Raw genomic sequence first — 12,808 nt, forward strand, 5'->3', positions numbered from 1 at the left:
GCACTCCGTTCATTTGACCTGTTCCTGCTGCTGGCGCAGCTTTTCCGCCTGCTCGCGCATTTCGCGGCGGCGCTCTTCGATACGCTGTTGCAGTTCGGCGGCCCGGTCCGCCGGTTGGCCGGGCGGCTGTCCCGGCACGGTGGTCGGTGCGCCGCCCGGCGGCGGAACCGGCGGCGGCGCGGGTGCGGCGTTCGCCGCTGCCGGCGCCGTGGGCTTCGCACTCGGCGGTACTGTGAGTCCCGGCGCGACCTCGAGTTCCACTTCCGAAGCCTCATCCTGCGGATTCTTGAACACGACGCTGCGCGCACGGATCTCGGTCAGGGTCCAGCCCTGCTGCTCGCCCGGCAGCGGCATGCCGATGCGCAGCGAGACGGCCTCGTTCTTGGCGTTGTCGCGGACCATCGCGAGCTTGACGTCCGGCGTCAGCACGACGCCGGTCAGAGTGATGTTCAACGGCACCGACGGCGGCGGTTCGTCCTTGGCCGTCTCGACGATCGGCGTCGGCTTGCGGTCTTCGTTGAAGATCGGCCGCTGGCGCACTTCGGCGAATTCCGAGTTCGGCGGCATGACGACGGCTTCGGTGTCGATGCGGCCCACGCCGGTGACCGGCGGCGCCTCGGTTTCGGGCAGCCAGCCGTAGCCCTTGCCGGCGCCCATCCAGGCCAGCACGCCGGCCAGCGCCATGACGCCGCAGGCGCCGGCCAGGCCCGTCGTGATCAGGCGAGCGGTGCGCGCGTTCATGCCTTCTCCGCCCCGCGCTTGCGCATGTAGCCCGACAGGTTGAAGCGGATGTCCAACGCGCTCTGCTGCGGCTGCTTTTGTCCCGGCGCGACGTAGCCGTAGTTCTGCTTGTAGATCATCAGTTGCTCGACGAACAGATACGGCTTGCCGCTTTCGAGCTGGTAGATGATCAAGGACAGCGGCTCCAGGTCGCAGCGCATGCGCACCTGCACCGTGACGCGCTCGTAGAGTTCGGGCTTGCCGCCGCTGAGCTGCTGGTGGGTCAGCACCTGGCAGCGGTTCTGGTCGCCGCCGTGCTCGCTGACCGCCTGTTTCATCCGCTGGATCAGGTCGGCCGCGGCGCCGGCCGGATCGGTCTGGGCCAGGAAGGCCTGATTGCTCTGCTCGAAGCTGCGCACGTCGGCCAGGCGCTTCTCGATTTCGCCGCGCTGCTTGCTCGTCTCGCGGAAGCGTTGCTGCTGTTCGCGCAGGTCGCTCATCTGCGAGGCGATGTCCAGGTGCGGCGCGACGAACCACCAGTGCACGCCGAGCAGATAGCCCAGCAGCAGCACGATCAGGGTCAGCACCACGGCCATCAGGCGGCCGTTATTCTTTTCGGGCAGCAGGCGCATTCGCGCTCCCCTCCTTGGATTCGGCCGGAGCCGCCTCAGCCGGCGCCTTGTCCGCGGCCGCCTTGTCCGCGGCCGCGGCGTCGGCGGACGGCCTGGTCGGCGTCGCTTCGCGCGCCTTGAGCTGCGCGACGAGGTTGAAGCGGTCCTTCTTGATGCGCGGATCGGGCTGCACGACGCCCTGGAACGCCGGTTCGCCGAGCACCTTGGACTTCTGCAACTCGGCGATCAGGTTTTCCGAGCGGTCGCTGAGACCCTGCAGTTCGACGCGGCCGTCCTCGGTCACGTTGAGGCGCTCGATGTAGGTGCTGTCGGGCAACCGTTCGGTCAGGTCCTTGAGCAGCGCGATCGCCGGCACGACGGTGCGCTTCTTCTGGGTCAGGAAGTTGGCCGAATCGATGGTTTCTTCCAGGGTCTTGCGCAGGGCCGCGACCTGCTTGGCCTCTTCCTGCGCGGCCTGCACCTCGGCCGTCATGTTCTCGAGTGCGACCTGGCGATTGGCGACGGTGCGCGCCATGACGCCGAAGGCGAGCGCGACGGTCAGCGCGGCGAGGCCGAGATTGATCCAGAGACGCTGGTGGCTGCGCCGGGCGCGCCGGTCGGCCGGCAGCAGGTTGACGCCGAGGCGCTGGCCGCTGGCGACGTCGAGCCAGCAGTCGACGCCGTCGAGCGGGATGCCGAGCTGGGTGATCGGCGCGAGCTCCTCGTCGAACGCGCTGCGCGGCATCACGACGAGGTCGACGACGATCTGCCGGCCGGCGGCGTCGCGGCCGCGCACGACGCAGTCGAAATAGACCTGGTCGGCCTTGAACGGCGTCTGCCGGTCCATCTCGAACGCGAGCACCTGGCGCAGGTTGTCCTCGGTCGCGGCCGGCAGGTTCAGCGAGCGCCGCAGTACGCGGGCCGGCGGCACGCAGAAAAACTGGCGCAGCTGCGGTTCGTCGATGCGCGCGCGCAGGCGCTGGAAATCGCTGCGCTGGACATCCACGTCCTGGTCCAGCGCGACCTGGCCGAAATCGGTCGCGCCGCGCGCGGTCTCGCGGCGCGCGACGAGCTGGCCGTCGGCCACGTGCAGCAGCAGCGATTCACGTCCCTCGGTCAGCGCGGCGCGCCAGCTGGCCGGCAGGAAAGACAGCAACTCGCCGCCCCACCACGCAAAGAAGCGCGGCAGCGGTGTCTTGGCATAGCGCGCCCGCAAGCGGACGAGCTGAGGTTCGAGCACGTCTTGGATGGCCATTACTGATCTTCGCCGTCGCGCCAGCGCAGGACCACGAACGGCCTGCCGCCCACACCCTGTCCGCCGAGCCGTATCGTGGCGTCCAGCCGGGTGCTGGCGCCGTTCGGGAGCGTAGCGCGGGACTCGATACTATACGTGAGCCCCCCACCCTCCGCCATGACAGGGGTTCCGTCGGGCAGAGTCATGTTGTAGGGCATGCCCGGCGGCACCGCCTGGCGCTGGCTGATCATCATCTGCGCGAGTTCCTCAGTCATGCCCGGCAGCGTGCGCAGCACTTCCAGCGGCGCGTAGGCGAAGCTCGGCTGGCTGCGGCCGGAATAGAGGGTGATGCCCTTCTCGATCAGGTGATAGGTGTCGTAGTCCATCCCCAGCACCTGCTGGATCTCCGACACCGTTTCGAACGGCGCGTTCCGCGGCGCGTACTTCAGACCGGCGGCTTTGTAGTCGGACTCCTCGGCACCGTGCGGACCGGCCAGGTCGTCGGGATCGCGCCAGTCGATGATCGCATCGGCCAGTTCCTCGGCGCGGCGCTCCTCGATCCCGCTGCTCTGGAACAGCGCCTTGAGCATCAGCGCGTCGGTGACGTTGATGTCGATCTTGCCGCTGTCGTCGGTCAGGCGCAGCTCGATCCGGATGCCGTCGAGTTCGAACTCGTAGGGCCGGCCGTCGGCGACCCAGCGCGAGAACGGATCCGGATTGCGCAGTTCGTAGACGGCGCGGTGGATCCCGGCTTCGGCCGCATAGCGCGCGGCGGTAGCATCGAACAGATGGCGCGCCTGCAGGTTCTCGGTGCGCGCGATCACGGCGAAGCTGCCGAGCAGGATGCTCATCAGCGCGATGACCCAGAGCACGAGGATGAACGCGACGCCGCGCTGGCGTACCGGATGCATCATTGTTTTTCCATCGCGCCGCTGGAGCCCGGGTCCGGCGAGGCGCCGCCGCCGCTCTGCGGCAGCCGCTGCTGGAACAGGCGCACGCCGCCGCTGGTGTCGAGGATCAGCGGGATCTCCATGGTCGGCCAGACCAGACCCGACTCCGGCGTCATCTCGAGATCGATGCGCACCATGACAGGCAGCAGGGACGGGTTTTCCCATTCCTGCTTCCAGTCCTCCAGCTCGTTCTGGTCGTCGAGCTTGCGGTATTCGAAACGGCCGCGGCGGATGCCGTCGAGCAACAGTACCGGCACGCCGTCGTCGGGCTTGAGCTTGTCGAGGTCGAAGCCGTTGAGCATGTTGTGGGTGAACACGAGCTGCAGGCCGTTGCGGCCGCGCGACAGCTCGAGCGTCTGCACGTAGGGGCCGCCGCGGCTCAGATGGCCCGGCATCGGTGCGACGAAGCGCAGGAAATCGTTCTCGCCCTGGAACACGAAGTTCGCGCCGCTGCCGTGCTCCTGGCCGAAAGCCAGCGGCAGGCTGCGGCTGAGCTCGTGGCGGATGAATTCCTGGGCGACGCGCAGCCGGTTGGTGCGCTCGATGTTCTGCTCGCCCGAGTGCATCGCGCGCGTCGCGGCGCGGATGCCGCTCATCGCGCCGGCGAGCAGCACGGCGAGCAAGGTGATCGCGAGCAGCACTTCGAGCAGGCTGAAGCCGGCCTGGCGGCGGCCGCGGTTCATTGCTTGCGTTCCTGCTCGTTGCGACGGATGGTGCCGTCGGGCGACTCGATGCCGACGGAGCCGCCGGATTCGGGAATCGCCGAGCGCAGCGAGACGAAATGCGCACTGCGTGGGCTGCGCCGGTCGCCCCAGAGCACTTCGAGGTCGACGAGGAACAGGTCGATGCCCTGGAAGCCTTCGGGCCTGGGCTGCGAATTGGAATCCGGCGGCGGCTCGTACTTGCTGATCTCCAGCTCCCAGCGGAACTGGTCGTCGAAGCGGCCGCTCTTGCGGCCGGGCTCGACCTTCTCGCCTATGCCGACCACGTCAAGCTGCGACTGGGCCCACAACGCGGCCTGGGTGTAGTCGGCGGCGAGCCGCGTGTTGCGGATCGACGCGGACAAGATACCCATCAGCACGCCGAAGCCGATCGCGAACACGACGAAGGCCGCAATCAGTTCGATCAGGCTGAAGCCGGTCTGGCGCGACGGAGCACTCAATGAGCGGCGCAGCGGCGGCGGCAGGCGTTTCATCGCTCCTTGAGCTCCTCGAGATCGACCTCGCCGGTCAGCCAGCCGACGTTGACGCGCCACTCGCGCGCGCCGGAAATGACGGAGACGTGGCCGCCGGTGGAACTGCCGTCCGGATAGAAGCGGATGCGGCCGGCCTTCTCGTGAATCTGTTCGCTCTGCGCGGTCAGCAGCTTGACTTCGACCTTGTCGGGAAACTTGACCGCGGCCTTGCCCGGCGCGGTGTAGCTCATGTCCTCGAGATCGATGTCGAGGGTCTTCTGCTCGCCTTTGACGATGGCCTGGCCGCGCGTGTAGCGCAGCGCCGCGACGAGATCGCGGCTCGCGGCCTGGATCTTCGCGCTGCCGAGACTCTTGCTGAAGGACATCGATGCGACGGTGACCGCGATCGCGACCAGCACGATGACGGCGATGAGCTCGAGCAGGCTGAAGCCGCGTTCGGCGGACGGCACGGCGGCGCGGCGGCGGCGCACGGCGTGCCGCACGGGGTCAGCCCCCGCGGCAGCACACGGCCCGGTCTCGTCCGGGCGCAGCTCGCGATCCGCCGTCCGCATCGGCCATTACTGCCAGTTGCCGTAGTCGGCGTTGTATTCCTCGCCGCCGGACTTGCCGTCCTTGCCGTAGAACACGAGATCGAAATCGCCGTGCTCGCCGGGCTTCTTGTAGCCGAACGCGCTGCCGAACGGGCTCTTGAGATCCGATTCCTTCGCGTAGCCCGACTTCCAGTTCGGCGCATTGCCGGGCTTCGTGACCAGGTCCTCGAGCTTTTCCGGCGGACCGCCGTTGTCGAGCGAATAGGCTTCGATGCTCATCGCGAGCTTCTGCACCTGCGCCTTGCCGGCGTTCCACTTGCCCTTGTCGACGTTCTTGCCGACCTGGTTGACGACGATGCCGGCGACGATGCCGATCAGCACGATGACGGCGAGCATTTCCAGCAGGCTGAAGCCCGACTGGCCGCGCAGGCCGCGACGGCCGGTGTGTGCGAATTTCATAGCGTTCTCCCGAAATTTATTGGACCGAACCGGCCAGGTTCATGATCGGCAGGATGATCGCCATCATGATCATCGCCACCAGTACCGTCATCACGATCGTCACCACCGGGACCAGCGCGGCCAGAAGCCGGTCCAGGGTGTTCTTCACTTCCTGATCGAAGGTGTCCGCCGTCTTGAGAAGCATGCCGTCGAGCTCGCCGGATTCCTCGCCGACGGCGACCATCTGCAGCGCGAGTTTGGGGAAGCGCTTGCTCTGGCTCAGCGCGTAGCCGAGGCCGTTGCCGCGCTTGACCTCTTCGGTGGCCGCACCGACCGCCTCGGCCAGCGCGGCATTGCTCATGACGTTGCGCGCGATCGTCATCGCACCCAACAACGGAACGCCGTTCTTGAGCAAAGTTCCCAAGGTGCGCGTCAGGCGCGCCGTCTCGAGCTTGAGCACGACGTCGCCGGCGACCTTCACCGACAGCAGGCGCGAATCCAGCGCGAGGCGCGTTTCCGGCTGCGCGTACTGCCGGCGCAGCCAGCCCGCGCCGAGCACCGCGGCGACCAGCAGCAGCCACCAGAATTTCTGCAGCACCGTGCCGACGCCGAACACGATGCGCGTGATCAGCGGCATCTCCACGCCCATGTCGTTGAACATCGGCACGAACTGCGGCACGACGTAGATCAGCAGGATCATCAGCGACACGAACACCATGCCGACCAGGAAGGCCGGATAGATCATCGCGTTGATGACGTTGCCGCGCAGCTCGCGCGTGCGCTCGAGGTATTCGGCCAGGCGGCGCAGGGTCTCGTCGAGCGAACCGCCGGCTTCGCCCGCGCGCACCATGTTGACGTAGAGGCGCGAGAACACGCCGTGCTCGGCCTCCAGCGCGTCCGACAGCGGCGCGCCGCCGCGCACCGTGTCGCGCACGCGTTCGAGCATGCGCCGCGCCTTCTCGTCGCCGGGCAGGTCCAGCACGATCTGCAGCGCGCGGTCCAGCGGCTGGCCGGCGCCGAGCATGGTCGCGAGCTGCTGCGTGAACTGTACGACCTGCGACGCGCTGAAGCTCGACCGCCGCGTCAGCAGCGACAGCAAGGTGCTGCCCTCGCTCGCATCGGCCGCGCGCGCGTCCAGCGGAATGTTGCCCGCGTCCTGCAGCTTCGCGATGACCTCGTCGGCGGACGCGGCCTCCATCTGGCCTTCGAGCGTCTCGCCGGCAGGGGTTACGGCTTTGTAGCGGAACAGAGGCATGCAGGCGGGGTTTCGGTCCGGAATGGGGGGAGTTGCGCGTCAGGCGGCACTCAGCCTTCCTGGGTCACGCGCAGCACTTCTTCGATCGTGGTGACGCCGGCCAGCGACTTGACGATGCCGTCCTCGTACATCGTGCGCATGCCTTCGCTGCGCGCCTGCTGTTCGAGCTCGCCCATGCCGGCGTGCTGCATGACCAGGCGGCGCAGCGGATCGGACATGACCATGAATTCCATGATCGTCGTGCGGCCGTAGTAGCCGCTCGGGTAGTTCGGGCTCGACATCGGCTTGTACAGCTGCAGCGGGCCCGGCCCGCCGAGCTTGTCGAGATTGAACTCGCGCACGACCTCGGGCAGCGGCGTGTAGGCCTCCGCATGCTCCTTGTCGAGGCGGCGCACGAGGCGCTGGGCGAGGATGCCGTTGACCGTGGAGGTCAGCAGATAGTCCTCCACGCCCATGTCGAGCAGGCGCGTGATGCCGCCGGCGGCGTTGTTCGTGTGCAGGGTCGACAGCACGAGATGGCCCGTCAGCGCCGACTGGATCGCGATGCGGCAGGTCTCCAGGTCGCGCATTTCCCCGATCATGATGATGTCCGGGTCCTGGCGCACGATGGAGCGCAGCGCATGGCTGAAATCCAGGCCGATCTGCGGCTTGGCCTGGATCTGGTTGATGCCTTCGATCTGGTATTCGACCGGGTCCTCGACCGTGATGATCTTGACGTCGGGCTGGTTGAGCTTCGACAGCGCCGTGTACAGGGTCGTCGTCTTGCCCGAGCCGGTCGGGCCGGTCACGAGCATGATGCCGTGCGGCAGCTCGAGCACCTTCATGAACTGCGGCAGGAATTCGTCGGTGAAGCCCAGGGTGTGGAAATCGAACACGACGCTTTCGCGGTCGAGGATACGCATGACCACCGACTCGCCCCAGGAGGTCGGCACGGTGGAGACGCGCAGGTCGAGTTCCTTGCCCTGCACGCGCAGCATGATGCGGCCGTCCTGCGGCAGGCGGCGCTCGGCGATGTTGAGCTTGGCCATGATCTTGACGCGCGAGATCACCGCCGCGGTCGACGCCGCCGGCGGCGACTCGACCTCGTGCAGCACGCCGTCGATGCGGTAGCGCACCTTCAGGCGGCTCTCGAACGGTTCGATGTGAATGTCCGACGCGCGCTGCTCGACCGCGCGCTGCACGATCAGGTTGACGAGGCGGATGACCGGCGCCTCGGACGCGAGGTCGCGCAGGTGCTCGATGTCGTCCTCGCCGCGCGCGGCCTCGTCGGACAGGGTCTCGACGATGGTGCCCATGGCCGAGCGGCCCTGGCCGTAGTAGCGCTCGATCAGATCGTCGATCTCCGAACGCAGGCCGATCTGCAGCGACACCTTGCGCGCGGTCGCGAGTTCCACCGCCTGGGCCGGATACGACTCGGCCGGATCGGCCACGAGCAGGCCGACTTCGGTCTCGCTCTCGCTGATCGGCACGACGTGATGCTGCTTGAGGAAGCGCACCGACAGCGCGATGTTCGGCGGCGGCGCTTCGGGAAAATCCTTGGCGCCGAGCAGCGGCAGCTTGAGCAGCTCGGCCATCGATTCGGCCATGTCGCGCTCGGACACGAGGCCGAGCTTGGTCAGCAGGTTGACCAGCGAGTCGCTGTCGGATTCCTCGTGCACGCGCCGCGCACGCGCGAGGTCCGCCTCCTTGAGGCGGCCCTTCTTGACCAGGAACGCGCAGATTCGCTCGTCCAGGTTCGCGGCGGCGGCGTCGAGGCCGGGCTCGACTTCCTGCAGATCGACAGCAGACATGACTTCTTTCCTAGGAGGCGGCGTTTCGACCGGCGCTGCCGCCGCCGGGTTCCCCGAACGGACGTCCGGTCAGTGCTTCTATGAACGGACGATTGAGCGCCAGCCACAGCGCGGCCGGCACGACGGTCGGCAGGATCAGATAGCCGAACTGGTAGCAAAGGGCAATCAGATTCACGTTAAGCCCGGCGGCCTGGATAGCGGCGGCGGCTTCGGGGCCGGAGCCCAGCGCGAGCAGCTTGAGCGCGTCGGCGGCGATGCCGAACGCCTGGGCCAGCCAGATCGCGAGACAGCCCAGCGCCATCTGGCCCCAGCGCCGTTCTTCTTCCTGCGGCGTGGCCAGACACAGGCCGAAGAACAGCGGCAGCGAATAGCCGTAGAGCAGCGGGTGCACGCTGGGCTCCAGATAGCCCGTCGCGACCTGGCCGTTCGGACCGACCTCGCTGACCGCGATCCGGGTCAGCACGTCCATGGTCGGCATGCCGCCGGTATCGAAACCCTGGCTGACGCTGGCGACGAGGTCGGGCCACAGCAGGGTCAGCGCCTGGCCGGCGAGCCAGACCGGCAGCTTGACGGTCAGTCCCGACACCCACCACCAGAGCGCGAAACAGGCCGGCAGCCACGCCAGAGCTGCGAGCAGGAAGCGCTTGAGCGGACTGAGCTTCATCCGAGCCAGGCGCGCGCGTTGCGGAACATGCGCATCCACGGCGAATCCTCGCCCCAGCCGTCCGGCCGCCAGCTCATCTGCACGCTGCGGTGCACGCGTTCCGGGTGCGGCATCATGATCGTGACGCGGCCTTCGGCCGCGGTCAGGCCGGTCAGGCCGCCGACCGAGCCGTTCGCGTTCAGCGGATAGGTCTCGGTCGCCTTGCCGCGGTTGTCGACGAAGCGCAGGCAGGGCTGCACGCGGGCGTAGTCGCTGCCCTGGGCGAACTCCGCATGGCCTTCGCCGTGGGCGACGACGACTGGAATACGCGAGCCGGTCATGCCGCGCAGCAGGATGGACGGCGACTCGAGCACCTCGAGCGTGACGAAACGCGCCTCGTACTGCTCGGACGTGTTGCGTCGGAAGCGCGGCCAATAGGCGGCGCCCGGGATGATCTCCTTGAGTCCCGACAGCATCTGGCAGCCGTTGCAGACGCCGAGCGCGAAGCGCGCCGGATCGGCGAAGAATGCGGCGAACTGTCCGCGCAGCGCCGGGTTGAACAGGATCGACGTGGCCCAGCCGCGACCCGCGCCGAGCACGTCGCCGTAAGAGAAGCCGCCACAGGCCGCGAGGCCCTGGAATTCGTCGAGCCGGCGCCGGCCGCTCTGCAGGTCGGACATGTGCACGTCGACCGCGTCGAAGCCCGCGCGCGTGAACGCCGCGGCCATTTCGACCTGGCCGTTGACGCCCTGCTCGCGCAGCACGGCCACGCGCGGCCGCGCGCCGCGCGCGACGAACGGCGCGGCGACGTCCTCGGCCGGGTCGAACGTGAGCTTCGGCGTCAGGCCCGGATCGTCGACGTCGCAGCGCCAGTCCAGCTCGCTGTCGGCCAGCACCGGGTTGTCGCGCAGGCGCTGCATCGCATGGCTGGTCTGCGACCAGGTGCGCATCAGATCGCTCCAGTCCCAGCGGCCCAGCGTGTCGTCGCCGAGACGCAGGCCGATCTGCAGCTTTTCCTTGGGCCGGCCGACCATGTGCGCGATGTCGGTCAGGCCTTGGCGTTCGAGCAATGCCTTGAACGCCGGCACGTCGTCGCGGCGCAGTTGCACGACCGCGCCGAGCTCTTCGCAGAACAAGGCGCGCAGGGTGTTCTCGCCCCAGCCGTCCAGGCCTATCGACAGGCCGCAGTGGCCGGCGAAGGCCATTTCCAGCAGGGTCACGAGCACGCCGCCGTCGGCGCGGTCGTGGTAGGCCAGCAGCAGGCCGTCGGCACTGGCCTGCTGGATGCAGTCGAAGAAGCTCTTGAAGCGCGCCGGGTCGTCCAGGTCCGGCGGCACGCCGCCGGTGCGACTGAACACCTGCATCAGCGCCGAACCGCCGAGGCGGTTGCGGCCGCCGCCGAGGTCGAGCAGCCACAGTTCGGTCTCGCCCTGGTCCAGGCGCAGCTGCGGCGTCAACGCGCGGCGTACGTCGGCGACGCGCGCGAATGCCGAGACGATCAGCGACACCGGCGCGATGGTCTTCTGCTCGCGCTCGCCGTCGTGCCAGACCGTCTGCATGGACAGCGAATCCTTGCCGACCGGGATCGAGATGCCGAGCGCCGGGCACAACTCCAGGCCGATCGCGCGCACGGCGTCGAACAGCGCGGCGTCCTGGTGCGGGAAATTCGCCGCGGCCATCCAGTTCGCCGACAGGCGCACCTCGCCGAGATCGGCGATCGGCGCGGCCGCGAGATTGGTCAGCGCCTCGCCGACGGCCATGCGCGCGGCGTCGGCCGAGGACAACGCGGCCAGCGGCGTGCGCTCGCCCATGGCCATGGCCTCTCCGGCGTAGCCGTCGAAGTCGGCCAGGGTGACCGCGCAGTCCGCGACGGGCACCTGCCACGGGCCGACCATCTGGTCGCGCGAACACAGGCCGCCGACGCTGCGGTCGCCGATCGTGATCAGGAACGACTTGGAGCCGACCGCCGGGAACTGCAGCACGCGCTGCAGCGCCTCGTTCAGATTGATGCCGAGGCAGTCGGACACGAGGTCGACGCGCGGCGCCTTGCGCGTCGCGTCGCGATGCATCTTCGGCGCCTTGCCGAACAGCACGTCCATCGGCAGGTCGATCGCCGCGGCCGCACCCGGCGCCGTATCCGCGCCGACGCCGTAGCCGACGATCAGATGCTCGTCGGCCGTGGCCGTGCCGACCACCGCGTACGGGCAGCGCTCGCGCGCGCAGATCGCCTCGAAGCGGGCCAGGTCCTGCGGCCGCACGCCGAGCACGTAGCGTTCCTGGGACTCGTTGCACCAGAGCTGCATCGGCGACAGCGACGGGTCGGCGCAGGGCACCTGGCCCAGGTCGATGCGGCCGCCGACGCGGGAGTCGTGCAGCAGTTCGGGAATCGCGTTGGACAGGCCGCCGGCGCCGACGTCGTGCACGCTGACGATGGGATTGGCGTCGCCGAGCTGCCAGCAGTGGTCGATGACTTCCTGGCAGCGGCGCTGCATTTCCGGGTTGTCGCGCTGCACCGAGGCGAAGTCCAGCTCGGCCGAGCTCGTGCCCGAGGCGACCGACGAGGCGGCGCCGCCGCCGAGGCCGATCAGCATGGCCGGACCGCCGAGCACGATGACCGCGTCGCCGGCCTGCAGGCTGCGCTTTTCCACATGTGGCGAACGCAGATTGGCCAGGCCGCCGGCGATCATGATGGGTTTGTCGTAGCCGCGGCGCAGGCCCGGCAGACCGGTTTCCTGCTCGTAGCTGCGGAAATACCCGGCCAGCGCCGGACGGCCGAATTCGTTGTTGAACGACGCGGCGCCGATCGGACCGTCGCGCATGATCTCGAACGCGCTGGCCATGCGCGGCGGCAGCGGCCGTTCGGTTTCCCAGGGCCGCGCCAGGCCCGGAATGCGCAGGTGCGAGACCGAGAAGCCGGTCAGGCCGGCCTTGGGCTTGCCGCCGCGGCCGGTCGCGCCCTCGTCGCGGATCTCGCCGCCCGAACCGGTCGACGCGCCCGGGAACGGCGCGATCGCGGTCGGATGGTTGTGCGTCTCGACCTTGATCGCGTAGTCGATGCGCTCGGCATGCGCGCGGTAGACGCCGTCGGCGTCGGCGAAGAAGCGCCGGCCCTCGCTGCCGGTCACGACTGCGGCATTGTCCGCATAGGCCGACAAGGTGTGCGCCGGCGATGCGCGGTGCGTGTTCTTGATCATTGCGAACAGCGACTGCGGCTGCGCCTGGCCGTCGACGGTCCAGCTCGCGTTGAACACCTTGTGGCGGCAGTGTTCGGAATTGGCCTGCGCGAACATCATGAGTTCGGCGTCGCTGGGATCGCGGCCGAGCTCGGCATAGCGCGCGACGAGATAGTCGATCTCGTCGGGCGCCAGGGCCAGGCCGAGGCGGCCGTTCGCGGCCGCGAGCGCCGCGGCCGGGTCGCTGCCGAGCGCGATGCGGCCGAGCG

General features: G+C 68.6%; 12 protein-coding genes. All 12 read right to left on the reverse strand.

The genetic code is table 11. From position 1 onward, the window contains the following. Positions 1-9 precede the first annotated feature (9 nt). Entirely contained in the window at positions 10-741 is a 732-nt protein-coding gene (locus NON22_RS04295; RefSeq protein ID WP_257385679.1) for a hypothetical protein, read from the reverse strand. Continuing rightward, complete coding sequence (gene gspM, locus NON22_RS04300) at positions 738-1,352, reverse strand: type II secretion system protein GspM (RefSeq protein WP_257385680.1); 615 nt, start codon at positions 1,350-1,352, stop codon at positions 738-740. Before gspM ends, NON22_RS04295 begins: the two co-directional genes overlap by 4 nt. Then, positions 1,327-2,586 (reverse strand): PilN domain-containing protein, encoded by a 1,260-nt coding sequence (locus NON22_RS04305; RefSeq protein WP_257385681.1) that lies wholly within the window; start codon positions 2,584-2,586, stop codon positions 1,327-1,329. Before NON22_RS04305 ends, gspM begins: the two co-directional genes overlap by 26 nt. Further along, positions 2,586-3,479, reverse strand: a complete 894-nt coding sequence (locus NON22_RS04310; RefSeq protein WP_257385682.1) for a type II secretion system minor pseudopilin — start codon at positions 3,477-3,479, stop codon at positions 2,586-2,588. Before NON22_RS04310 ends, NON22_RS04305 begins: the two co-directional genes overlap by 1 nt. Then, entirely contained in the window at positions 3,476-4,198 is a 723-nt protein-coding gene (locus tag NON22_RS04315) for a prepilin-type N-terminal cleavage/methylation domain-containing protein (protein WP_257385683.1), read from the reverse strand. Before NON22_RS04315 ends, NON22_RS04310 begins: the two co-directional genes overlap by 4 nt. Further along, positions 4,195-4,710 (reverse strand): type IV pilus modification PilV family protein, encoded by a 516-nt coding sequence (locus tag NON22_RS04320; protein WP_257385684.1) that lies wholly within the window; start codon positions 4,708-4,710, stop codon positions 4,195-4,197. Before NON22_RS04320 ends, NON22_RS04315 begins: the two co-directional genes overlap by 4 nt. Continuing rightward, positions 4,707-5,180, reverse strand: a complete 474-nt coding sequence (locus NON22_RS04325) for a GspH/FimT family pseudopilin (RefSeq protein WP_257385686.1) — start codon at positions 5,178-5,180, stop codon at positions 4,707-4,709. The genes NON22_RS04320 and NON22_RS04325 overlap by 4 nt, the downstream gene beginning before the upstream one ends. Before the next feature lie 87 nt (positions 5,181-5,267). Continuing rightward, positions 5,268-5,699 carry a type II secretion system major pseudopilin GspG gene (gene gspG, locus NON22_RS04330; protein ID WP_257385687.1) on the reverse strand — a complete coding sequence of 144 codons (432 nt, stop codon included), beginning with the start codon at positions 5,697-5,699 and terminating at the stop codon, positions 5,268-5,270. A gap of 16 nt (positions 5,700-5,715) precedes the next feature. After that, complete coding sequence (locus NON22_RS04335; protein ID WP_257385689.1) at positions 5,716-6,933, reverse strand: type II secretion system F family protein; 1,218 nt, start codon at positions 6,931-6,933, stop codon at positions 5,716-5,718. 50 nt (positions 6,934-6,983) lie between these two features. After that, the gene (gene gspE, locus NON22_RS04340; RefSeq protein WP_257385690.1) at positions 6,984-8,723 is read right to left on the reverse strand and encodes a type II secretion system ATPase GspE; all 1,740 of its coding nucleotides are present in this window, start codon (positions 8,721-8,723) and stop codon (positions 6,984-6,986) included. Between the two features lie 10 nt (positions 8,724-8,733). Next, positions 8,734-9,426 (reverse strand): exosortase H-associated membrane protein, encoded by a 693-nt coding sequence (locus NON22_RS04345; protein ID WP_257385691.1) that lies wholly within the window; start codon positions 9,424-9,426, stop codon positions 8,734-8,736. Then, the coding region (purL, locus tag NON22_RS04350) for a phosphoribosylformylglycinamidine synthase (RefSeq protein ID WP_257385692.1) at positions 9,384-12,808 on the reverse strand (3,425 nt) is incomplete at its 5' end. The genes purL and NON22_RS04345, both read right to left, overlap by 43 nt.

It is taken from the genome of Tahibacter caeni (assembly GCF_024609805.1).
GTDB lineage: Bacteria > Pseudomonadota > Gammaproteobacteria > Xanthomonadales > Rhodanobacteraceae > Tahibacter > Tahibacter caeni.